The sequence below is a fragment of the Ruminococcus flavefaciens genome, assembly GCF_900143025.1.
Lineage (GTDB): Bacteria > Bacillota > Clostridia > Oscillospirales > Ruminococcaceae > Ruminococcus > Ruminococcus flavefaciens_I.
In genome coordinates this window covers 73,410-97,992 of record NZ_FRCT01000006.1, presented here as the reverse complement: position 1 = coordinate 97,992, position 24,583 = coordinate 73,410, and the positions used below count along the sequence as shown (strand labels likewise).

Below are 24,583 nucleotides of genomic sequence, written 5' to 3'. Positions count from 1 at the left end.
TTTAGCCTTTAGCCGTTAGGGAAATGTTAGATAATACATATCCACAAAATGCCCCAAAGCAATATCCGCGGTACTCATATAGCAGTTTATACTTTTTATCGGGGAAAACCTTTCTGAGGAAAGGTTCTTCCCCGAAACCCTTTCCAAAGACTTTTTAGCTGATTTTTTCTCAGATAGGGCACACCGAAAATAAAAAAGCCCCGCAAGTAATGCAGGGTGTGCCCTATCTGAGAAAAAATAAAACCAGAAGTTTTAGGAAGGGAGTTTGAGGGTGACTCCCCACAGTGTGGGGAGATGTCACGCAGTGACTGAGGGGACCGCCTCTGTCAGAGGAACCCTTTTTCAAAAGGGTTTCCCTCAATATAAGGCACAAAACTTCTATATTAGTATCACGGTTACGCTACGGGGCATTATCATTACGAAAGTGGTATAATAAGAGTAGCGCAAAATCCGTCACTGGGACAGGAGCAGATAAGCTCGCCGTTCATTTTATCCATAAGCTCTCTTGCGATATAAAGTCCAAGACCGCTGCCGTCCTTGCCTGATGAATTACTCTTTCCACGGTAGAATTTGTTTGTGATAAGGTCTATCTCATCGGCAGGAACGCCCTTGCCGTGATCTCTTATTGACATTTCAAGGCAGCCGTCATTTGTTTTGTAGCTTACATCTATAGCCGTACCTGCATACTTATACGAATTGCTTATGATATTGCCGATGACCTGTGAAAGTCTCGGTCTGTCCACCTGTATGAGACACGGAGGTATCTCGCCTTCCCTTACAAGACCGCGGCTGTCATGCTCTGCAACGAGCTCGTGAAGTATATCCGACTGCTCATCGCAGCAGCTTACACTCATTTCGCCAAGATCATCCAGTGCCGAAGAAAGAAGGTCGCTTACAAGAATATTTATCTGCTCAGACTTCTGGTGAATATTGCTCACCTTATCAAGCACATACTCGTCCTTTACCTTTACCGAAAGCAGTTCGCAAAGGAGCTTTATCCCTGTAATAGGTGTTTTCAGGTCATGGCTCAGAGAAGCTATCATTTCCTTTTCCTTCTGTTTAAGCTCGTTTTCTATCTGCCGAGAGCGTTTAAGCTCCTCACGCATGATATCGAAGCTTTCCGTAAACGCACCGAACATATTATTTCTTTCCAGCATTACAGGCTCGTCCAGACTTCCCATGGCGACATTCACAGCAAATCTCTCCATTTTCTTGAACGGCTCTATGATATTCCTGTGAACATAGCTGCCGTACATTGCTCCTGCGAGAATAAACAGCAGAGCCATTATCAGGGCTGCCGCAATAAGCTTCTGCTTGGCCATATCGTACTTCATTTTATCGGGGTCGGGTATGATGACCGTACCCATAAGGCGGCTGCCGTCAGAGACCGAAAGGCAAAGACAGCCCTTATTTACCGCCTCTTCCACAGAATTCACATTTTTCAGCACATTTCCCGCCCTTGAATATACAATGAACTCATCGCTGTTGAAAATTATCATTTCATCGCTGAATTTTCTGTAGTCAAAATATTCGATATTGTCCCACTGTTCCTTTACGGTCTGTGTAATATCATTTACGCGCAGTACATTTGTACTATTGCCCCTGTATGAAAAGGTAATGCTTATAAACAGAATTATTCCGCATACGATTATAGCAGTAACAGACAGCAGGAGCCTTGTATAAAACTTCATACTTCCTGTCCTGCCTCTCCGTCCTCGATAATATATCCCACGCCCCATACTGTCTTGATGATATCGGGAGAATTCGGGTCATTTTCTATCTTCTCTCTGAGATGACGAATATGTACCGCAAGTGTGCCCTCGCCTATGAACTCATCTCCCCAGACATTTTTCAGAAACTCGTCCTTTGTAACTACCCGTCCGCGGTTTTCGAGAAGATATGCAAGCATTTTATACTCCATAGCCTTCAGGCTTACATCTTCCCCGTTTTTTATCAGCTTATGCTTGCCCGTATCAAGCACGATACCTTGTGTGATGAACAATTCCCTGCACTGCATAAAACTGCCCCCGGAAACGGCTTTTGCGGAGACAGCCATAGCTGCCTCCGCTGATCTTTCATATCTTTTAAGTATCGCCTTTACCTTGGCAAGGAGTATATTCAGGGTATAAGGCTTTTTTATGTAGTCGTCGCCGCCTATGTTAAGCGCCGTCAGCACATCATCGTCGCTTGTTCTCGCGCTTATGAAAAGTATAGGCATATCATACTGTGCCCTGATCTGCTTGCAAAGCTCAAATCCCGATCTTTCCCCAAGGTTGATATCAAGCAGAAGAAGCGACACCTGATTTTCCTCAAGGAATTTGACCGCTTCATCATAGCTTGTAACATATGCTGTGCTGATATCAAAAATATTGAAGTACTCCGCAGTAGTTTCTGCGATAGTAACATCATCGTCGATCATAAGGCACTGATATTTCATAATATTACTCCTTTTTACTGTGTGATATTTATAACTCCGCCGTCCTCACCGAGGAAAACTATCTTTCCGTTTGCAGGTAAAGGAACTGAATTACCGTAATCGGTCATATAGCTTGAATAGGTCATGCGGTCATACTGATCGTAGACATATACTGCCGCATTTTCGGGCATATCCAGTATCAGCGTCTTGTTCTCGGCACTGCCGATACTGAACCACGAAGCCTTTTTTGTGCTGAGCTTTACCTCTGTCATACTGCTTTCAAGCTGAGGTATGGCGTCTTCCGAAATAAACTCCAGAGCGCAGTTCGTTATATCAAGGATCTCATATCCGTTTTCCTGCTTCACGGTTATGTCCTGTATATCTCTTCCCCCCGGCATGACCAGTGCTGAACGGGTATTATTGCTGTCAACTATCATTCCCGACGAGGTATAGCCCTTTGCCTCGGGCATTGTCTTTATCTTTACAGACGGCATTTCAGAATAGTATGTATTGGAATATTTTCCGCTGTAGAGATAATATTTCTTGCCGCTTCTCTTATCCCATGCCGACTGCACATCATCGCTGACAGGATTTGCCTTTGCCCTCTGCATATTGTAGGAGGACATTGACAGCTTGTTCTTTCTGCCGACTTCAATATAATTGTCAGCACAGATATAATCCATGCCATTGCGGCTCCTGAAGGTGAGAACAGACTGCTCCTTAGCCTGCACAGCCTTTCCTTCCGGGACATTTCCGTCCATGAGCACGAAATCATCATCGGAGGTATACATATACTGCTTCTTTTCCTTTTTATCACTGCTTATGCAGCTTATCTCCATGTATTTCCTGTCAGGGAAAGAAACAGTGTAAACAGCTTCGCTTGTTATATAAATATCCTCATATGCAAGATACTTCTCGGGAACTGTATCGACCAGAGTCTTTTCCTCGGGAGTTTTATGCTCTACCTTTATGCCTTTCTCCGCAAGGGCAATATCCATAAGAGCCATTCCCATAAGCTCGTTGCACATACTGTTTCCGCCCGAGGACAGCACAGCTACGCTTATCTTTTCATCGGGAGCAACTAAAAGTCCTGCGTGCTGATTGATTATATCTCCGCCCTTGCTTACCAGCTTTACTCCCACTGCCTTGTAATCGTCATAGTCCACCTGATCCCAGCCGAGTCCAAAGCCGTCCTCATATTTGTCCGCTGCCTCTGTCTTGTTCATTTCCTGCTTTGATATATCCGAAAGCAGACTATTGTCCCCTTTGAAAAATGCACTTCCGAATTTACAAAGCTCCGATGCGGTCGACATTATTCCGCCCGAACCGATATCCATGCAGTAATCGGCGGCTATAGTCACATTTCCGCTGTGGAAAGTCTTTACCTGTTCGTCTGTACGGAAGGCGTTCCACGCTGTACCCGTCTGCTGCATACCAAGCGGAGAGCAGATATTCTTTTCGATATAATCCGTAAAAGACATACCGCTTACCTGCTCAGTAATAAGCTCCAGAAGCTCAAAACCGTCATTGCAGTAAGCTCCGAAATCCCCCGGATCTGCTTTAAGTCTCTGTGTGCTCAGCTCTTTAAGCATAGTATCATGGGGAGCTTCGTCCCTGTCATCAAAGAGCATGAAATCTCCTGCGGTAGTTCCCATAAGTCCCGAGCTATGGTTCATAAGCATACGGACTGTTATATCCTTATATCTCGGGTCAGCCATTCTGAAATCGGGAAGATAATCTGCAACGGGCTTGTCTATATCCACCTTGCCCTGTTCTGCAAGCTGCAAAACAGCAGTTGTAGCAAAAATTTTGCTTACAGAGCCTATACACGAAAATGTCTCGTGCGTGTCATGGGATTTATTCTCAACTATATCATGTTCAGCATTTACAGGTACTGCTGCCGCAGCTGCGGCAACTATCACCGCAGCCGCAAGTGCAGCTATTCTGCATTTTTTCATATTTATCCTCCTTATTCGGTCATAAGCTCGTAAACCGATATCTTCTTTATCTTTCTTGCTCCGAAATAAGCACAGCCAAAGCAGAAAAGAAGAAGAACAATGTCCATTACGATGACAGCAGGTATATTTATGGAGATATTTCCGATAAAGCCTGTTATTAAACTGATCGCTGCAACGCCGATAATAGTTCCGAAAATTACCGAGAACAGTGCCGCAGGCATTATCCTGAATGCCAGCTGGAACATAAGCTCCTTTGAGGTATACCCCATACCCTTCATTATTCCCAGTTCCTTACGCTGCCTTCTTATGCTTGATTCCATAAGCATAAAGAGTATTATCATTACGACAACTGCGGACAGCACCATAAACAATGTAGTCATGATCTCAATAGCCGTAGCAAGTCCCGAAAGCTGAGTATCCATTATATCGCCTATGTTCATTATCGATTTTATCAAAAATCCGCTGCTGTTTCCTGAAATGACCTTATCCCCCGACTGTATAGCATATTCAACATGAGATACGCCATAGTTTGCCATCATATCAGCTATCTGTCTTTCAGCCTCTGCCTTTATCCTTTCCTCATATGTACCCTCTGCATTGTCATCGTCTGAAATATCCGAAATGCTCCTGCCGTATTTCTGAGTAAGTTCATATCTGAATTCTTCTGCATCAATACCGTCTTTCAGGTACAACTCGATAGTATCGGGTGAGTATGAAGGAATGAGTCTCTTCATGCCTTCCTCGGTAATATAAAGGTTTATACCGCCGTTTGTAAGACAGGTAACTATACCTGTTACGATGTACTTTCTTTTAACGTTAAGGTATTCCAGCGTTACACTGTCGCCCACGTATATCTTTTCCGACCTCGAACACATATTTGTTATCATTATCTCATTGTCATGCTCGGGGAAACGTCCGTCCAGCGTGAATATGTTTTCTGTTACCTTGAAGTCGCTGAACGCCATGGGGAACATAAGCTCATTACAATCAGTAAGATTTATCATTGTATTTAGTCCCGATGTAGGAGTAGCCTTTCTTACCTCGGGCATCTGTTCGAGCTCCGCTGCGAACTCCTTTGCGTCTGTGGGATTCATAAGCTCAATACGCAGGTCGCTCATCTCCATGCCCGCACTCACATCAATAGCATTCATGCCGCCGCTGAAGAAATTGAACATGATAAAGCTGAATACTATAGCAAAAGCCGATATGGTGATACATACAGTAAGTCCGATATTCTGTCTGAAATTCTTCAGAAAGCCCTTCATTGCAAGGCGAAGATGAACACTGCTCTTAGTATCTCTCAGAGGTAAACGCTCCTTGCCGAAGCAATGATCTCCCATGCCCTTGCGGAATGCGACCACAGGGGGATATTTCTTTACCGTATTCGCTCTTATATAGGCTATTATAGCAATAAAGAGGAGAATTCCCGCTGCTGTCAGGATTATGGGCATTATGTATATGCTTCCGTACATACGGTGTCCCGACATTATCTCGCATATTCTGAAAAATAAAGGTGTCATGAGGAAGCAGCCGCCTGTACCGATGATGATTCCTACAGCCGCGATAATAAGATACTCCAGAACGTATGAGAAGGTGATATTTTTAGATGTATAGCCCAAAGCCTCAAGAACACCTATATTTACTACCTGATCCCTGATATCTCCCGCTATCCTGAAGCGTATCATTATAATAACGGACACTATTATGATAGCAGCCATAGCTATCATTATTTTAAGCAGATAATCTGTAGATCCTACAGTTTCCTTTATGCTTTCATAGACCCAGCCCCTTATGCCGCTCTTGACATCAAGATTTGAATAATTCTCAAACTCGTCCAGCTTTTCATCAAGGAACTTTAATCCTGTCTTGCCATGATGATCATTATATGCAAGAACAACATACTTTGAAAGCACGCTTTCAAGCACATGATAATCCTCATCTGAAACGATGTTTTTGAGTCCCTCGCCTGTTGAATCAAGTATTACCGTATCATAAAAGCCTGCAATGGTAAACGAGTATTTCTTCGTACCGAATACCATCTCGAAATTATCTCCTACCTTATAGTTCAGGCTTTCCTTTGCGGCAAAAGGCATATATATAGGATGCCGGAGCTCTGCTATCTCTGCATCGCTCAGTGTAGTCTCTATATCCGAATGTTCCAGCTTTTCTTCATTATCCTTTGTAATGAAGCCCATGTACAAAGCCTGCTCCTTGCCTTTTTCATCAAGGTAGTTTGTGCTAATGCTGTACAAAAGCTCCGATGTCGCGGTTTTCTCCACACGCTCATCTGAGCTGAGGATATTTTCGTATTCCTTATCGTATGCGCGTTCTTCTAAAAGCAAATAGTTCTCAAAGCTCTCTGTATTCTTCATCATATTGGGGAATATCGTCTTTACGCCGTTTATTCCCTCAAGTGACGAGCTTATAAGGAGCATACACATCGCTATAAGTATAACAAGGGCAATTGTTTCAAGCTTATGCTTTTTGATATTTGCCCATGAGAGTCTGACGATCTTGTTCATTGCCGTCACCATCCCATTCTGTCAAGGAAATCCTGCAATCCGTCACGACGCTTCTTAATATCATCTGTACCATATTTCGGCATCTCATATTCGCCCACTACTTTGCCGTCAGACAGGAATAACACCCTGTTTCCGCGGAGAGCAGTCTTTATGTCATGTGTTACCATAACTATGCTCTGACCCTTGCTGTGAAGTTCTGTGAAGATATCCAGCACATCAGTGCTTGAAGCGGAATTAAGACTTCCTGTAGGCTCGTCCGCAAAGAGTATCTTCGGCTCGTTTATTACCGCACGAACTATGCCCACACGCTGACATTCGCCGCCCGAAAGCTGGTTCGGATACTTCTTCCAGCACTCCTTTTTAATGCCCACCTTTTCAAGAAGCTGTTCGACTTTCTTTACAAGCTCCGCAGAATTTTTCTGTACCACCAGTGCTCCTGTCATAACATTGTCGAACACTGTCATATTCTCTAAAAGGTATATGCTCTGGAAAACAAAGCCGCAGTTCTTACGGCGGAACACCGCAAGCTCGTCATTGGAAAGCCCCGATATATCCTTATCACCGAAAAATACCTTTCCCAACGATGGCTTGTCCATTCCCGAAAGCGCATATAAGAGAGTGGATTTGCCTGAACCCGATGAACCCATGATCACAGTGAAATCCTTTTCGCGGATCTCAACATCAAGATTTTTGATAACGTGCTGCTGAAAACCTCCGCTCGAGAAGGTCTTGCACAGCTTTTCTGTATGTAATACAGCAGTACTCATAAAAAATACTCCTTTTCCTCAGATACGCCGATTGCGTACCGCATTTATTCCGTGATCATAGTATACCGCATTTGCCGAAAAACTTCTTTATCATACTACTATTAATTTCTTATCAAATTCTTATTTGTTTATTATAAGCCCTCTCGCAAAGCTTAACACAATATCAATTATACCATAGCAGCGTTGTTTTTTCAACATGACGTTTTCCGAAAGAACATTACCTGCAATGCCCTATGTCATTATCGTACCATTTGTATTATACGTTTTGTATTATACTATTTGTAGTCTTATTACTGCCGATGCTATGCCCCCTTACATTTTTTCGACTTAAAATACGGGATTTTTCGTTATTATGACAACGGGTAAACTGATTGACATAGCTAACGCGATGTGATATACTAAAATTAAAAATATTATATGAGGAGATATGAATTATGAAAGAAGCTTTACTCATCATAGATGTACAAAACGACTACTTTGAAGGCGGTGCCTGTGAGCTTCATAACGCCCGCGAGGCTGAGGAGCACATAATCGACCTTATAAAGGAAAGCCGCGAGCTTGGACGCCACGTTATATATATAAAGCATATCAATCAGCTTGATGACGACTTTTTTGTTGAGGGGACATACGGCTGTGAGATATCAGACAGAGTCAAGCCTCTGCCAACAGATACTGTTATAGTAAAATACTGCCCTAACAGCTTCCTCGGCACAGAGCTCAACGACTGCCTGCGCAGTCTCGGCGTTGAAAAGCTCATAGTATGCGGAATGATGACACATATGTGTGTTGACACAACTGTCCGCGCTGCTATGGATCACGGCTATGATGTAACTCTCGTGGCAAATGCCTGCGCAACTATGGATCTGACCATAAACGGCGAGACTATCCCTGCGGATACGGTCCAGAAAACATATATCGCTTCGCTTGCAGGTATATTTGCAAAGATAGTGTAATAATATATCCGACGGCTGTGCCGCGGCAATATGATACAGGAAGGTGAATACAATGAAGGTGGCTTTTTTTGATACTAAGCCCTATGATACTCCCTCTTTCGAGAAATTCGGCAAGGAAAACGGAATTAAATTCAAGTTTTACGAGACCAAGCTGAACGAGGACACCGTTGCCCTTGCAAAGGGCTGTGAGGCTGTATGCGTATTCGTAAACGATACCGTGAACTCTGCTGTTATCGACAAGCTTGAGGCTCTCGGAGTAAAGATACTTGCGCTCCGCTGCGCAGGCTATAACAACGTCGATGTACAGTACGCAAAGGGCAAGCTGAGAGTAGTGAGCGTTCCTGCCTATTCACCTTACGCAGTCGCAGAGCACGCAATGGCTCTCCTGCTCACTTCTATACGCCGCGTACACAAGGCGTTTATCCGTACAAGAGACCATAACTTCTCCCTCAACGTACTTACAGGCTTTGACCTTCACGGCAAGACCGTAGGCGTTGTAGGTACAGGTAAGATAGGACGCATCTTCATCAATATCTGCCGCGGATTCGGCATGAACGTCATCGCTTATGATAAGTTCCCTGCAAAGGACAGCGATATCGAATACGTTGAGCTTGACGAGCTTTTCAGCCGCAGTGATATCATCTCTTTCCACTGTCCGCTCACTGATGAGACCTATCACATGATAGATGAAAAATCGGTAGAAAAACTGAAAAAGGGCGTAGTCATCGTAAATACCTCAAGAGGTGCGCTCATTGATGCAGAGGCTCTCCTTGAAGGCATAAAGGCACGTAAGATAGGCGCAGCCTGCCTCGATGTATACGAGGAGGAAAAGAACGTCTTCTTCCAGGACTTCTCGGGTCATATCATCGCTGATGATACCCTTGCAAGACTTATCTCCATGCCTAATGTCATCGTTACCTCACATCAGGCATTCCTCACAGAGGAAGCCCTCAGCAATATCGCTGAAACTACCGTCAGCAACCTTATCGCCTGCCATAAGGGCGAGGAGTGCGCTAACGAACTTCATATATAAGGAAGCTTTGCCATGCTTAAAGGAAAAACTGTTTTACTCGGAGTTACAGGCTCTATTGCCGTATACAAGATATGCAACCTTGCACGTATGCTCACTAAATTAGGCGCAGACGTTCATGTTGCAATGACTCCTAATTCTCTTAATTTCGTTCACCCTCTCACATTCGAGACTCTTACTCAGCACAAGTGCCTGATAGATACCTTCGACCGCAATTTTGAATACAGCGTTGAACACGTTTCTATCGCTAAGAAAGCCGATGTTGTAATGATAGCTCCTGCTTCTGCAAACGTTATCGGCAAGATAGCAAACGGCATTGCCGACGATATGCTCACAACTACTGTTATGGCGTGTACCTGCAAGAAGATAATTGCTCCTGCAATGAACCATAATATGTTCCATAACCCCATAGTTCAGGACAATATCGAAAAGCTGAAGAAGTTCGGCTATGAGATAGTCGAGCCTGTAAGAGGTATGCTTGCTAACCGCGATATCGGCGACGGAAAGCTTCCCGATGAGGAGACATTGCTCGAATATATCGTCCGCGAGGCTGCTTTCGAGAAAGACCTTGCAGGCAAGAAGATACTCGTTACCGCAGGCGCTACCCGTGAGAGCATCGACCCCGTAAGATTTATCACCAATCATTCAAGCGGAAAAATGGGCTTTGCTCTTGCAAGAGCTGCAATGCTCCGCGGTGCAGATGTTACGGTAATAGCTGCACATACCGATGTTGAGCCGCCTATGTTCGTAAATACAGTTCCCGTAAAATCTGCTGAGGATATGTTCAATGCCGTAAAGGAGCGTCTTGACGAGACCGATATCATCATAAAGGCTGCTGCTGTTGCGGATTATACTCCTGTAACTACTGCCAACAGCAAGATAAAGAAGTCCGACGGAGATATGAGCATACCGCTGAAGCGCACGACCGATATCCTTAAATATATCGGCGAGAACCGCCGTGATGGACAGGTGGTCTGCGGCTTCTCAATGGAGACAGACAACGTTATCGAGAACTCACGAAAGAAGCTCACCAAAAAGAACTGCGACATGATATGCGCTAATTCAATAAGAAGTGCAGGCGCAGGCTTTGGCACGGATACAAATATAATCACTATGATAACCAAGGACGGCGATGAGGAGCTTGAGCTTATGAGCAAATTCGACGCCGCAAATGTGATACTTACAAAGCTTAAAGCAATATCAGAAAAATAATCCAAAGGGACGCTATTTCGTCCCTTTTATTTTTGCACGGGAACAGCTCCTTTCATATTCAGAAAAAACATTTGGAGATTTCGTGACGCCGTACCATACAATGGATTTAAGTAAATAACATAAAAAGACCTCCGTTAAACGGAGGTCTTTTCTTATTCTTTGTTATGAAGCCTTCTTTTCCAATTCTTCATAGTATTTCTTCATTTCATCAACGTATTCCTCGAATTCTTCTTCTGTCATGTATTTCTTATAGTCCTCGTATTTAAAGTCATCGGGATCGAACTTATATGATGAACTTCCGAAATCATCGTCGTCGTCATCGCTGTCCCAGTCCCAGTCGTCATCATCATCACTGTCCCAATCGAAGTCGTCATCATCACTGTCCCAGTCAAAGTCGTCGTCATCATAATCGCCGAATTCACTGTCGACCTCATCGAATACAGAGTCTGTTATATCACTTGCATATTCGTCAACAAACTTGTCAGAGAAACCGACCTTCTTGAGAATATCCTTGAAAAAGCCGCTGAGCTCGTCCTCGGTCACATACTCATCTAACTTGAAGTTCTTTATGCTGTTCTCATCCAGCATAAGAGCGTCGCCCTTATCGGGAACGTCAACATCTGTACCGTACTTTATGCCATATGTAAATCCGACCTTGCCGTAATCTGTTCCTTCGATGCGGAGTGCAAAATTAACGTCCTGCTTCTTGCCGTCAGAGCTGAGAGCAATGTCGATAGGATCCACATCAGGGATATTGATAGCAACATCACCATTTACATAGCCCTTCTCCTCGTCAACGACCTCAAAGTCGTCAAACTTTAAAACAGCTTCCTTAGTTACCTTATCGTCATCACTGTATGAATATTTGCTGTAAGTGAAGGTAATATCTCCGCTGTACTTCTTGCCGTTTTCCTCAGCACTGAGCTTAACAGTGAAAGGATTCTCGCCGTCTTCGTCAGTTGCCTTCATCTCGCCTCTGATGCTGTCGCCGTCCTTGCCGAGAGCCATAAAGAGCTCTGCGTCCTCAGTTGCAAAATTGAAGCCGCGGATAGTACCTGTAGCGTCGATATAAGTATCTATTGTTACAAGAGTTTCCTTGTCGTATTCGTTATCGTCAAGATCTTCCTTTACAGAGTCGATCTCGTCCTGAATAGACTCTTCAAACTCGTCCTCATCAACGATATCAAGTTTGTCAGTAACGATATTCTTGATGATCTTGTCGCTCTTCAGTTCCTTGAGGAACTCAAGCTCGAGCTTATCCATATCCTTGTCGTTGAGTTCAACTGTAGCCACGGTATACTTTACAGTGATATCGCAGATGTCGATCTCTTCGCTCTTTTCAAGCTTTACCTCATCGACAAATCTCGACCATACACCTGTATATCTGTTTACCTCTGTTTCAAGGTCCTCAGGTGAAAGGAATGAACCGGGATCCTTGAGGATATCCTTGTATGCGTCGATTATCTCCTTCATTCCTGCGTCGCCGAGCTGATCCTCAACGCCTGAAGCGTCAAATCCAAGCCACTTTTCCTTGAGTTCGGGAATACGGAAGAAATAGTCCATTTCATCTGTATTTCCTGCAACGTCAAAGCTTACGATACGTTCGTCATCAAGGTCAAGACCAACGCTTGTTTTCATATTGCCCTTTTTGCTTGCAAGGTTTGCAGACAGAGCATATTTATCGGTATTTCTGATGATGTCGATTACCTGTTTTTCTTCCTCATCATCGCCTCTTCCGCCGAAGATCTCGTCAATGATGAGATCCTTAACGTTATCATTTGCCTCATAGTAAACAGAAAGATCTAACTCCTGTCCCTTCTTCATGTTGTCGAGGCGTTTCTTGTAGCTTTCACTGAGCATTTCGCCGAGAGTCTCTGAGTTTTTCTCAGTTACCCATGCGTAATACTTCTCAGGCTTGCTGAGACGAAGCTTTACCTGATTTTTTACAGTATCGGAAAATGCGTAAGCTGCTGCACCGCCGCCTACTACTACAGCCGCAGATATACCCCCTATCAGCGCTGCTTTCTTTCCCTTACTCTTTTTTGTGACATTCTCAACACCGAAAGCACTTGTTTCAGAATCGAACTGAGAATTGTCGAAGCCATTGTTCTGATCATAATTTGACATATAGATCCCCTCCATAAAAATATCATTAAGAGAGTTTGTCCCCTCTTCATGATTATATTATCATAAACCGACGAAAAAGTCAATATTTCTCCCGTTTTGTTTTCGTGCTGTAATAAATCTATAACGAATAATTCATAATTATTGCGGCAGAATATATATAGTCCATAAGGACAATTTCAAAATGGAGATGTTTATCATGGAAGAAATGAAGAAAAACAAGAGTATCAAATGTGACGTTTCACAGTGCCGCCACAACCTTGTATCCGAGAATTACTGTTCTCTCGACTGCATTTCGGTGGGCACACACGAGGCTGATCCTACCGTCCCCGAGTGTACCGACTGCAATTCATTCGTAAAGCGCTCAGGCTGCTGCGAATAATAAACAGTAAAAAAATAAGCAGTTCCGTTATAAGGAACTGCTTACGCTTTTTGATTACTCAGCGTTAGGAGCGCCAACAGGACATACGCCTGCACAAGCACCGCACTCAACACAAGCATCTGCGTCGATAGTGTACTTTCCGTCGCCCTCAGAAATTGCGCCTACTGGGCACTCGCCAGCGCAAGCACCGCACATTACACAATCATCAGAAATAATATATGCCATTATACATGCACCTCCGTATTAATCGGGAGCTTACCTGCTCCTCGTTATTTACATTGTATCATATTATGACAAAAAATCAAGAGCTTTTTGTTAGTCTCTACTTACAAAAAATATGATATATCCGCGTATTTACGCAAAAAAAGCCTGAGAGTCAGTCTCTCAGGCTTTTGTGATGTCATTATTTTTTCTTTGCAAGCTTTTTCTGTGCCTTCTTTTCCTTATCGGTGGTTATGCCTGCACAGGCAGCTCCTGCGGCAGTCCAGAAAACAGGTGCGACCGCGATACAGCTACAGCATATCAAGTATATCAGCACACCTGCCGCTGTAACAGCACATACTGTAAAAGCCTCCACCGTTTTCCTTCTGCGGAAGGACTTGATTCCCAGTATCAGCGAACCGAGAAGTGTGAGGACCAGCGCAGCCAGTGAAGGAAGTCCTCTTGTAACAGATGTGTAGAGATACTCATTGTACACCTTATCGAATGAACCCTTATTATTAGGGTGTATAATATACTGTGCAAGAGTAAGATTCTGAGGTATTTCCTCACTGAAATTAAGGGTAACAAGACCAAGCTGATCGGGACCTACTCCGTAAAGAGGATTTTTCCTGATTATCTCAGATGACTTATAATTAAGATATGTATATACATCTAATGTATCGGTGATATCCACCTTTTCGGGATCGTATATGGCACAAGCCGACGCTCTTTTATATGAATCCGACCACCAGAGTATAACGCCGTCATAGAGCTTGTATGAACTGATATTTCCGATAACTCCGCCGAAAACAACAGCTATTGCAGCACCTGCCGCAATAAGGCATGACGGTATGCATACAAGGCGCTTTTTAGGAGCTTTCAGCACAATTGCAGCTATGAAAGCTATGATGACTGCAAGACCGAGTCCGCAGAAGCCGATAAGCGAATATGTGAACATCATCACGAACGAGAAAAGGAGCGAGGAGCATATGAAAACTATCCTGCGCTTTTTTTCCTCAGATGTGAGGAATCCTATAAGTGCCGCAGTAAGCGAAAGTGTGAGAAGCATTGCAAGGAAGAGCGGCGACATGACCAGTCCCGAAGCCGCATTTATAACTTCATCAACAGCTAAACGGTAATGACTGAGCTTGCCTGTGAATATCTGTATAAGAGCAATAACGCTGTTTAGTATTCCGACTCCCACAATTCCGTCGATAACGGTTTTTATTGCAGTTTCCCGCTTCAGCGATGCAGCAGAGGTAAAGAAGCAGAAATAGAACAGTATCGCAAGCAGTCCCTCTCCTCTTTCGGGGAAGCCGTAAAATGATATTTCAAGGTCACAGCCCTTTACGAGGGACATTATGCCCCACAGCACCATTGCTGCCATAGCACAGACAGGGAAAATATTCCACTTGCTGATATATTTTTTCATCAGACCTATGATAGCGATTATCATTGCGATAACACCGCCAATAACAAGTCCGCCTGATGTAAACGAATAGCTCGCTTTGTCTGTTATCTCGGGTACTAATGTCAGCAGCGGAGCCGTCATCATAGCAGCCGCAAGACCTCTTGAAGCCAGCTTTGAATACTGTTCCTCGTTCATATTAAGAATAAAGTTTGATTTTTCGGTTGAGTGAAATATAGTTTTTGCCATGTTTTGTTTCTTTCCTTCCTGAAAGCTTACGCAGATTTATTAATTAGGAGTTACAGTAACAGTGTAGCTGTTGCCTTCCTTTTTTCCTACAGTTATGGTGACCTTCGGATCAACAGTCTGTCTGCCGCTGGAGTCATACCACCTGAAGCCGCTTACATTGCTGTTTATGACTGCTCCCTCTCTGAAGAGATTGTCCTTATCGCCGTCGTCTATCAGCCTTATAAAGCGTCTTCCCGCATTTGTATCGGTATACTCGTCATTTCCGCTCTCATACAGGAAGTATTTGCGCCAGCCATCATCAGCTTCCGTAGCCTCTATATGAAGCACTCTTACGCCGCTTCCCGTAGGTCTCCACCAGAAATGCCCCTTGACCTGAGAGTTATTGTTATCCAGTGTGGTATATTCAAGGATAAAGTATTCCGATTTATAATGGCTATCCAGCCCGTTATACGGTATAATAAGGCAATTGCCGTCATCTGACTGACCATTTGTCAGGGTAAAGGTCTGAGTGCCCTTTGATCTGTCATAGACCTGTATCTGATCCTCTCTGTACCAGCCCAGCATAAGCTTTGATACCGCGCTGAAGTCCGAATAAGCCTCGTCCATAAGGTCATAGCCAGCCGAACCGTGCATACCCTCAAAGTCATCTACGCCGTACAGATAATAGTCGGGAAGTCCCATACAGTGACCCATTTCGTGGAGATATGTGGAGGTGAAGTTTGTATAGTCGCTGTCAGACTTTATATCGGCGTTTCCTGTTATAACGTGACCTATATACATACCGTCAACTCTCATCCAGTAGTCGCCGCCGAACCCTCCTGCACAGGGCCACCAGTCCTGCTCGTCAGACGAGCTTGGTACACAGAAGAGGATCGCATCTATCACACCGTCATGGTTCGCATCAAATTTTGAATAGTCGACCTGACTGTCCATATTCTTTATTACTTCAGTAGTAAAATCTTTCTTGTAAACGTCGCCCTGATAGTTGCTAATATTTTTCTTGCAGGTATATCTGAAAGCCTTGCCCTTCAGGTTCATGTTTCCCTTTGAAGCCCTCGAATAGAAAGCGGAAAAGCTCTCAAACGGGTACATCTTTGAATTTTTATTATCACCGCCGAAGGCTATCTCCTCTATCCTGTCCGTAGACGGCTCGTAACTGAACTTGCAGTCAGGGAAGTCCACATAGAATATTATGAGGTTTGCATCGCCCTGAGATGGCAGTGTTCCGTACATATCGCGCACAGGAGCAGTAACAAAGTCCTTTTTCGGAGCGGTAGTTGTAGTGGTAGTAGTGGTTGTGGTGGTAGTTGTTGTCGTCGTGGTAGTTGTGGTGGTAGTTGTTGTTTCGGGGATCCATTGCACAACATTTCCCCTGTAATTACTGTTCAGAACACATTTTCTGAGCTCTACAAGGTCATGGATATCCACGACACCGTCGATATTGATATCCGCCTTCTGGATAGCTCCGTTATTTATAACAGCGTCCCTGTGCTCACCGTTTGAATACTCTACGGAATACCTCTGCGAGCCCGACACACTGTACACGCTTTTCTCGTCAAACTTGGCAGTGCCGTGCAGATTTTTTGAAAGCACAACTATATCCGCCACATTTACCTGAGTATCACGGTTCAGGTCACCAAGCGTACAGACCTTTTCCCACGCAGCCCCCGCACTTGCAGGGAACATCGCAGCAGCCATCACAGCTGTTGCAGCCAATGATGTCAGCGCCTTGAAAAATGAAGCCTTTTTCATTAAAAATCCCCCTTTACCGTAAAAAGACATATTTCATTCTGAAAACACAAGGAGCATACCTCCTTATGTCTCCACAGTGAAATAAAAAGGCTGTCGAGCATAATGCCCGACAGCCGAACGTTCTGCGTTCACTATTTACCGCATAAACACATTATTTAGCGTAGTCAGTAACTCTGCTCTCACGAATGATATTGACCTTGATCTGACCCGGATAATCCATTTCAGATTCGATCTGCTGAGCGATCTGTCTTGCAACGAGGACCATCTTTTCATCATTGATGACCTCAGGCATAACCATGATCCTGACTTCACGTCCTGCCTGTACTGCAAAGCACTTCTCAACGCCGTCATAGGAGTTGCATATCTCCTCAAGCTTCTGAAGACGTTTGATATAGCTTTCGTAGTTTTCGCTTCTTGCGGCAGGTCTTGCAGCGGAGATAGCGTCGGCTGCCTGAACTATGCAGGCAATAACTGTTTTTGGCTCGACATCGTTATGATGTGCCTCAACAGCATGGATAATAACAGGATTTTCGTTGTATTTTTTACAAACATCAACGCCTATCTGAACGTGCGAGCCCTCGATCTCGGAAGTAAGAGCCTTACCGATATCGTGGAGAAGACCTGCACGTCTTGCAATATTTGCGTCAACTCCCAGCTCTGAAGCAAGAACTCCGCAGAGCTTGGCAACCTCGATCGAGTGATCGAGCACATTCTGTCTGTAGCTTGTACGGAATTTAAGACGACCGATAAGCTTTATAAGCTCGTGATTAAGACCGTGAACGTTTGTCTCGATAACAGCACGTTCACCCTCCTGCTTGATGCGGTACTCCACCTCACGCTTAGCCTTCTCGACCATTTCCTCAATACGTGTCGGGTGGATTCTACCGTCAGCGATAAGCTTTTCGAGAGCGATCCTTGCGACCTCACGTCTGATCTGGTCAAAGCAGGAAATAGTGATAGCCTCAGGAGTATCATCAATAATAAGATCAACACCTGTCAGAGTTTCGAGGGTTCTGATGTTACGGCCTTCACGGCCGATAATACGACCCTTCATTTCGTCATTTGGAAGAGGTACAACAGAAACTGCCGCCTCTGATACCTGATCCGCAGCCACCTTAGCGATAGCCAGTGAGATATAGCTTCTTGCCTTCTCCTGACATTCGTCCTTGATGACCTGCTCGTAAGCTGCTATCTTAACAGCCTTTTCATGCACCAGATCGTCCTCAAGCTTTGAGATGATATACTCCTTAGCCTGATCCTTGGTGAATTCGGAAATACGCTCCAGAATATCCATCTGGCTCTTCTTTATAGAGTCAGCCTCCTTCAGCTTTTCGTCAGCTGATTTGATCTTCTGGTTGAGTGTTTCCTCTTTCTTTTCAAGGTTATCAGTTTTCTTGTCTAAGTTTTCTTCCTTCTGCTGCATACGTCTTTCCTGACGAGACAGCTCTGCTCTGCGATCCTTGATCTCCTTGTCTGCTTCTGTACGGAGCTTATGTATTTCGTCCTTAGCCTCGATAAGGGCACTTTTCTTCTTATTGTCAGCGTCCTTCTCAGCGTCCTCTATGATACGCTCAGCCTGCTGTTCAGCAGAACCTACGATAGCTTCTGCATCGTGCTTACGCTTTTCAACGCCAGCCTCAACGCCCTTTTTGTAGAACAGAACATATCCTGCGCCTACGCCCAGTACGAGCGCAACGATGATAAGAACAATAGCCAGACCTAAGTTCATACAGTGCATTACCTCCTTTTTGTAAAAATAATCAAAAGTTTGTATCCTAATTTTTAATTATTACTGAAAGGCGGTAAATGCCGCTTATTTTATTCATTTGTAAATATATAGATCAAGAGCCGATCCCCCAAAGGATCCGACCCGCAAAAAATAGACGGACGTTATGATCCCCGTCCAAATTTGTTTTGTTTATCATATTTAGAGCCGCAGGAACTGTATATATATCGTCCTTTGCGGATAATGATTTAAAACAAAGCTGCATATACTGCCAAAGTAATATTATGCAAATAAATACAACATAATTATTATATAATATTTCAGCCGTCCTGTCAATAGATTTTTGTGAATAAAAGACTGCCCATCTTGAAAAAAACAATGAAACTATTGTAGGGGCGCACAGTGTGCGCCCGCCGTTTTCACAAACCACACAAATAACGCATTCCCCATGTAGGGGCGGCGTGCCGCCGCCCACCAGTAAGAAAGCTCCAGAATTTTCATCAATTGCAACAAATCCACTCATCGTTTTTCGTGCAAAACAGAGAATATAAAAATAAATTTTCTGATAATCAATGTTTTTCCGTTGATTTTAGGCGTTTTTTTGCCCTATTGCAGAAGGAGTATTTTGGTTACAGAAAAAGCTCCCCTAAAAGCTTTTTACAGCTTTAAGGAGAGCTTTTAGGAACGCCCGCCAACAGAAAGTCTTTAAAACTAATCGTTTCGGCTTACTGCTGATTTTCCTTCTTTTCATTCACATCGCTGAGGAACTCCGCCACAATATACCGTGGGCGCTGCTTTACTTCGGCGTATATCTTGCCTATGTACTCGCCTATGATTCCGAGACAGAACAGCTGCAATCCGCCAATGAGCCATATGGAGCACATGGTACTCGACCAGCCGTGCTCGGTAAAGCCTGCTATCTTCGTGATAAACGCCCATATAAAGGCAACAACGCTGACAGCGGACATTATAAGTCCCAGAGCCGTTATCATTTTCAGGGGCTTTGTACTGAATGAAGTTATACCGTTTACTGCAAATGCCAGCATTTTTTTCAGCGGATACTTGCTTTCGCCTGCGGCTCTCTCATGGCGCTCGTAATACACCTTGCAGTTCTGAAAGCCGATAAGCGGCACCATGCCGCGGAGGAACAGGTTTACCTCCTTGAAGTTTGCAAGCTCCTGCAATACTCTCTTACTCATAAGGCGGAAGTCCGCATGATTATAAACAACGTCCGCACCCATGACCTTCATAAACTTATAAAATCCCTCGGCTGTGGACTTCTTGAAAAACGTGTCCGTATCTCTTGCGCTTCTTACGCCGTAGACTACCTGATTGCCCTCATAGTACTTCTTCACCATTTCGTCAATGGTATTGATATCGTCCTGCAAGTCTGCGTCCATAGTTATGCACATATCGCAGATATCCTTTACGGTCATAAGTCCTGCCAGTACAGCGTTCTGATGACCGCTGTTGTGAGCAAGGTCGATACCCGAGAAGAGCTTAGGCTCTTTGCTGTGAAGCTCCTTTATTATCCCCCATGTCTGGTCGGAAGAACCGTCGTTCACGAACACTATGCGGCTTTCGGGAGAAATAAGACCTGAATCTATAAGAGAGGTATATTTTGTTTTAAGCTGTTCCGCGGTCTCTCTGAGCACCTCATGCTCGTTATAGCACGGAACTACCATGTATAGTATTTCGGGGGAATCCATAGCTATTCCTTTCCTGTCAATGACTTGCAGGGAACACCGCCCTCGGCATTCCGAAACAAATATCAACATTGTAGGTGACGCCGCACTCGACGTCCCAAACTTATCACAACGTAACAACAGTAATAAAAGTATATCACAGAGTGAAAAATATGTCAATATAGGGCGGTTTGTGAAAAAATAAAAGGGCGTTTCCGCCCTTTTATATCACTTCATATCACTTACAAGCTTTTCAAAACGCTCCATAGCCTCTATGGTACGCTGTCTGTCGCCGAAGGAGGTAAGTCTGAACCAGCCCTCGCCGTTCTTTCCGAAGCCTGCACCTGGAGTTCCCACAACTGCTATCTTTTCAAGCATAAGGTCGAAGAAATCCCAGCTCTTCATATCATTAGGGCACTTGAACCAGATATACGGCGAATTTACGCCGCCTGTGAACTTAACGCCCAGCTTTGTCATAGTATCTGAGATGATACGTGCATTTTCCTGATAATACGCGATATTCTCGTGTACCTGCTTCAAGCCCTCGGGAGTGAATACAGCAGCTGCTGCACACTGTACAGGATAGGAAACGCCGTTGAACTTGCTTCCCTGTCGTCTGCCCCATATCTGAGCCACAGATACCTCTGTACCGTCACTTGCAATGACCTTGAGAGCCTCGGGGATAACGGTATATCCGCATCTCATACCTGTAAAGCCTGCGGTCTTTGAAAGTGAGCACATTTCTATACAGCACTCCTTTGCACCCTCGATGCAGAAAATGCTCCTCGGTACGTCAGGGTCTGTGATAAATGCTTCATAAGCCGAATCATAGATGATTATGGCATTATTCTTCTTAGCGTAGGCTATCCACTCTTTAAGCTGAGTGCGTGTATACACAGAGCCTGTAGGGTTGTTAGGCGAGCAGAGATAGATGATATCAGCGTGTACCGACTCATCAGGCATAGCTGCAAAGCCGTTTTCCTCGTTGGAGTCGGCATAGATTATCTTTCTGCCGCTCATAAGGTTTGAATCAACATAAACAGGATAAGCAGGGTCTGTAACAAGTATAGTATTGTCGTCCCCGAAGATGTCGACGATGTTTCCGCAGTCAGACTTCGCACCGTCGTTTATCCTTATCTCGTCCGGAGCAACATCTGCTCCGAAGCTCTTATAATAGCCCGATACAGCCTCACGCAGGAAATCATAGCCTGCACCACTGTCCTCATAGCCCTTGAAGGTCTCCTTTACGCCCATTTCGTCGCAGCCCTTCTTCATTGCCTCTATGACAACAGGTGCGATAGGGAGCGTAACATCGCCGATACCCATTCTTATGATATCAGCCTCGGGGTGAGCCTCCTTGAAGGCGGCTATTTTCTTTGCAATATTTATAAAAAGGTAATTTTTCTCAAGTCTGAGAAAGTTTTCATTCAACTGCGGCATACAACATTCTCCTTTGCTTTATTAATGAATTCGTCGGAAACATTTCCCTCGAAAACGTACTCGGCAGGACCTGTCATAAGCACAGTTCCGTTCGATTTATAGGTGATACGCAGGTCTCCTCCGCGCAGATGTACAAGTATCTCCTCGTCCTGCTTACAGATACCGTTAAGAACTGCTGCAACTACTGTCGCACAGGTACCCGTACCGCAGGCGAAGGTCTCGCCGCTTCCGCGCTCCCACACGCGCATATTGAGAGTATGGTCGTCGATGACCTCAGCAAACTCCGTATTCACGCGGTTTGGGAAGAGCTCATGGTTCTCGAAGCAAGGACCTATTTTTTCAAGGTCAAGCTCTGCAACGCCCTCTGTGAATATGACAGCATGGGGATTTCCCATAGAAACACAGGTGATATCCCATGTTTTGCCGCACACCTCAACAGGCTGGCTCACAAAGCGGTCAAGATCACTGTTTACGGGGATATCTTTGGGAACAAGAATAGCCTTTCCCATATCCACGGTAACAAGCTCGACCTTGTCTCCCTTCAGGTAAAGCTTCAGATATTTTATGCCTGAATTTGTCTCAAGTGTAATGTCAGTCTTATCGGTAAGCCCCATATCATAGACGTATTTGCCGATACAGCGTGTGGCATTGCCGCACATCATAGCCTCAGAGCCGTCTGCGTTGAATATCCTCATGCGGAAATCCGCAATATCAGAGGGCATGATGAGTACAAGGCCGTCGCCGCCTACGCCCTTGTGTCTGTCGCTGAGGACTGCTGATACCTTTTCGGGCTCGTTTACAGTTTCCTCAAAGCAGTTCACATAGATATAGTCGTTGCCGATGCCGTGCATTTTTGAAAATCTCATAATTTTGCTCCCATCGGTGGTGACTCACGGGAGAGAGCAGTAAAAAGCGGTGCTAAACAGCCTCTGCGCTGCTAACACGCAAAAGCTCCGCCGTATTTATTATATACTAACATTATAGGAAATGTCAAGAGCAAAATTAGCTGTTTACCGTCAGCAGAACAAAAAAATGGACGGTCAAACCGTCCATACTGCTTACTGTCTGCTAAAGCTCCTCTCCCCCGATTAGCCTTTCGGCATTGCGGTAGAAGATAAGCTCCTTTTCCTCATCTGTAAGAGGTAGCCTGTTTATCATGGCTATTTCGTTGGCAGGCTCGTCCCACGGACAATCGCTGCCGAAAAGTACCCTGTCAGCCCCCTGCATACGTATTATGCGCAGGAGCTGTTCGTCCTCTATATACCGTGAGATAACTCCCACATCGAACCACAGGTTACGGAATTTTCCTGCGGTATATTTCTCTATATCGTCCCACAGCTTCATGCCGCCGAGATGTGCGGCAACTATTTTCAGTTCCGGGAAGGTCTCAGCCACAGCCGCAAAACTCTGCGGAGTCGCTCTTATAATATCCTCTGAGTAGGGATCCCAACCGCCGTGAAAAACCGCTATGAGTCCAAGCTCGGCTATTTTCTCGTATATAGGGAACATTCTCTCCTCATGGGGACAGAATTTCTGATACTCCGAGTGAAATTTAACGCCGCAGAGTCCGAGGGACTTTATGCGCTCCACCTCCGCAGCTGCGTCCTCTGCATCGGGGTGGACTGTTCCGCAGCAATAAATACCGCCGCCCATTATCTCCGCAGCCCAGTTGTTTATGGCAGTCTGCTGTGAGGGCTTTGTAGCCACAGGCAGGAGCATAGCGCGGTCTATGCCGTTTTCAGCCATTTTCCTGCGCAGACCGTCCAGTGTACCGTCAGTTGCGGGAACTATGCTGCTCGTCTTTGAAAGCTCCGACATAGCGCGTTCTGCAAGAGTATCGGTAAATGCGTGGGTATGAAAATCAAAATATCTCATCGAGGGGCTCACTCCATAACGTGTTCCATTGCGTGGTAGAATATGGTCTTTACATGGTCGTCACAAAGGGAATAGTAGATAGTTTTTCCGTCGCGCCTTGAGCTTACAAGACGAGCCTGCTTCAGCACTCTAAGCTGGTGTGATATAGCGGACTGTGTCATATTCAGCAGTCTTGCGATATCACAGACGCACATTTCGCTCTGACATAGCACGAATATTATCCTTGTTGCGTCGCCGAATACCTTCAAAAGCTCCGCAGCCTCATAAAGTATGGCTTCATCGGGCATTACCTTTGAAACCTTTTCCACAATGTCGTTATGCACTCCGTGAGTGCCGCAGATATGTTCCTCCATTATTTCCTCCTTAGATATGATCGAAGATGAAAAAGCCTGCTATTACAGATACAATGCTGAGTAAAAATCCGATAGTACAGGTAGTACAGGCGAATTTATCATAAACGTATTTCTTGTTTCTTGTGAGAAAAACTGTATGACTCTTGTCGCTTCTGTACAGCATATTGCGCAGGAAGCCCTCCTCGGGGAAGATATTAGGGTATTCCGTACCGTCAATTATATAATAGGCTACTTTAAATTTGCTTCGGGGACTTTTGTCTATCCTCGAAAATGAAGCCCTGTGCTTTTTAGTGAACAACAGTCTCACGAAGAATATGGTAAGCAGCAGCATAGAGACCGCAAACGCAAGTCCGATAAGGGCTGCAAAGCCGAATACCAGCCACATGACCTTTACGCCGAGTATGACTGCAAGTACCGATATCACTATGATAACAAGTATGACCTCCATGACCGCGCCCCCTTTACGGTTATGATAACGAGCTTGTCCTACCATTATATGTCAATATAATTATACCACATTTTTTCTGATA

21 protein-coding genes are annotated in these 24,583 nt (G+C 44.7%); 4 read left to right on the top strand and 17 right to left on the bottom strand.

Annotated elements, in window-relative coordinates:
* Positions 1-416 precede the first annotated feature (416 nt).
* From BUB28_RS08095 to BUB28_RS08075, 5 genes are read right to left on the bottom strand one after another with little or no spacing between them, the layout of a single operon-like run.
* Positions 417-1,691: a HAMP domain-containing sensor histidine kinase gene (locus BUB28_RS08095; protein ID WP_072950481.1), complete on the bottom strand. Its 1,275-nt coding sequence runs from the start codon at positions 1,689-1,691 to the stop codon at positions 417-419.
* Entirely contained in the window at positions 1,688-2,437 is a 750-nt protein-coding gene (locus BUB28_RS08090) for a response regulator transcription factor (RefSeq protein ID WP_072950480.1), read from the bottom strand. The genes BUB28_RS08095 and BUB28_RS08090 overlap by 4 nt, the downstream gene beginning before the upstream one ends.
* A 14-nt stretch (positions 2,438-2,451) precedes the next feature.
* Positions 2,452-4,374 (bottom strand): serine hydrolase domain-containing protein, encoded by a 1,923-nt coding sequence (locus tag BUB28_RS08085; RefSeq protein ID WP_072950479.1) that lies wholly within the window; start codon positions 4,372-4,374, stop codon positions 2,452-2,454.
* Between the two features lie 11 nt (positions 4,375-4,385).
* The gene (locus tag BUB28_RS08080; protein WP_072950478.1) at positions 4,386-6,896 is read right to left on the bottom strand and encodes an ABC transporter permease; all 2,511 of its coding nucleotides are present in this window, start codon (positions 6,894-6,896) and stop codon (positions 4,386-4,388) included.
* Between the two features lie 5 nt (positions 6,897-6,901).
* Positions 6,902-7,663: an ABC transporter ATP-binding protein gene (locus BUB28_RS08075; protein WP_072950477.1), complete on the bottom strand. Its 762-nt coding sequence runs from the start codon at positions 7,661-7,663 to the stop codon at positions 6,902-6,904.
* A gap of 434 nt (positions 7,664-8,097) precedes the next feature.
* On the opposite strand from BUB28_RS08075, the gene BUB28_RS08070 reads away from it, so the two are divergent.
* Genes BUB28_RS08070 through coaBC form a run of 3 tightly spaced genes read left to right on the top strand, consistent with a single transcriptional unit; the run spans position 8,098 to position 10,858 of the window.
* A complete protein-coding gene (locus BUB28_RS08070; RefSeq protein WP_072950476.1) occupies positions 8,098-8,616 on the top strand; it encodes a cysteine hydrolase family protein in 519 nt (172 codons plus the stop codon).
* Between the two features lie 52 nt (positions 8,617-8,668).
* Positions 8,669-9,649 (top strand): 2-hydroxyacid dehydrogenase, encoded by a 981-nt coding sequence (locus BUB28_RS08065; RefSeq protein WP_072950475.1) that lies wholly within the window; start codon positions 8,669-8,671, stop codon positions 9,647-9,649.
* 12 nt (positions 9,650-9,661) lie between these two features.
* Complete coding sequence (coaBC, locus tag BUB28_RS08060) at positions 9,662-10,858, top strand: bifunctional phosphopantothenoylcysteine decarboxylase/phosphopantothenate--cysteine ligase CoaBC (protein WP_072950474.1); 1,197 nt, start codon at positions 9,662-9,664, stop codon at positions 10,856-10,858.
* 162 nt (positions 10,859-11,020) lie between these two features.
* Here coaBC and BUB28_RS17030 read toward each other — a convergent pair whose 3' ends face one another.
* Positions 11,021-12,985: a DUF6583 family protein gene (locus BUB28_RS17030; protein WP_081373440.1), complete on the bottom strand. Its 1,965-nt coding sequence runs from the start codon at positions 12,983-12,985 to the stop codon at positions 11,021-11,023.
* 181 nt (positions 12,986-13,166) lie between these two features.
* On the opposite strand from BUB28_RS17030, the gene BUB28_RS08050 reads away from it, so the two are divergent.
* Positions 13,167-13,364 carry a DUF1540 domain-containing protein gene (locus BUB28_RS08050; protein WP_431767972.1) on the top strand — a complete coding sequence of 66 codons (198 nt, stop codon included), beginning with the start codon at positions 13,167-13,169 and terminating at the stop codon, positions 13,362-13,364.
* A 54-nt stretch (positions 13,365-13,418) separates the two neighbouring features.
* Here BUB28_RS08050 and BUB28_RS08045 read toward each other — a convergent pair whose 3' ends face one another.
* The 11 genes from BUB28_RS08045 to BUB28_RS07995 form a co-directional block, all read right to left on the bottom strand.
* On the bottom strand, positions 13,419-13,589 hold the full coding sequence (locus BUB28_RS08045) for a DUF362 domain-containing protein (protein WP_072950472.1): 171 nt from the start codon (positions 13,587-13,589) through the stop codon (positions 13,419-13,421).
* Positions 13,590-13,767: 178 nt separating this feature from the next.
* The gene (locus BUB28_RS08040; RefSeq protein ID WP_072950471.1) at positions 13,768-15,222 is read right to left on the bottom strand and encodes a hypothetical protein; all 1,455 of its coding nucleotides are present in this window, start codon (positions 15,220-15,222) and stop codon (positions 13,768-13,770) included.
* 39 nt (positions 15,223-15,261) lie between these two features.
* Complete coding sequence (locus BUB28_RS08035) at positions 15,262-16,974, bottom strand: dockerin type I domain-containing protein (RefSeq protein ID WP_072950470.1); 1,713 nt, start codon at positions 16,972-16,974, stop codon at positions 15,262-15,264.
* Positions 16,975-17,125: 151 nt separating this feature from the next.
* Positions 17,126-18,703 (bottom strand): ribonuclease Y, encoded by a 1,578-nt coding sequence (gene rny / locus BUB28_RS08030; protein WP_072950469.1) that lies wholly within the window; start codon positions 18,701-18,703, stop codon positions 17,126-17,128.
* A 112-nt stretch (positions 18,704-18,815) separates the two neighbouring features.
* Positions 18,816-19,223 carry a hypothetical protein gene (locus BUB28_RS17250; protein WP_072950468.1) on the bottom strand — a complete coding sequence of 136 codons (408 nt, stop codon included), beginning with the start codon at positions 19,221-19,223 and terminating at the stop codon, positions 18,816-18,818.
* A gap of 202 nt (positions 19,224-19,425) precedes the next feature.
* Positions 19,426-20,409 (bottom strand): glycosyltransferase family 2 protein, encoded by a 984-nt coding sequence (locus tag BUB28_RS08020; RefSeq protein ID WP_072950467.1) that lies wholly within the window; start codon positions 20,407-20,409, stop codon positions 19,426-19,428.
* A gap of 204 nt (positions 20,410-20,613) precedes the next feature.
* Complete coding sequence (locus BUB28_RS08015; RefSeq protein WP_072950466.1) at positions 20,614-21,825, bottom strand: LL-diaminopimelate aminotransferase; 1,212 nt, start codon at positions 21,823-21,825, stop codon at positions 20,614-20,616.
* Complete coding sequence (gene dapF, locus BUB28_RS08010; RefSeq protein ID WP_072950465.1) at positions 21,813-22,691, bottom strand: diaminopimelate epimerase; 879 nt, start codon at positions 22,689-22,691, stop codon at positions 21,813-21,815. The genes BUB28_RS08015 and dapF overlap by 13 nt, the downstream gene beginning before the upstream one ends.
* A 202-nt stretch (positions 22,692-22,893) precedes the next feature.
* Positions 22,894-23,700, bottom strand: a complete 807-nt coding sequence (locus tag BUB28_RS08005; protein WP_072950464.1) for an amidohydrolase family protein — start codon at positions 23,698-23,700, stop codon at positions 22,894-22,896.
* A gap of 8 nt (positions 23,701-23,708) precedes the next feature.
* On the bottom strand, positions 23,709-24,053 hold the full coding sequence (locus BUB28_RS08000) for an ArsR/SmtB family transcription factor (protein ID WP_072950463.1): 345 nt from the start codon (positions 24,051-24,053) through the stop codon (positions 23,709-23,711).
* Positions 24,054-24,063: 10 nt separating this feature from the next.
* A complete protein-coding gene (locus BUB28_RS07995) occupies positions 24,064-24,501 on the bottom strand; it encodes a hypothetical protein (RefSeq protein ID WP_072950462.1) in 438 nt (145 codons plus the stop codon).
* Positions 24,502-24,583 lie beyond the last annotated feature (82 nt).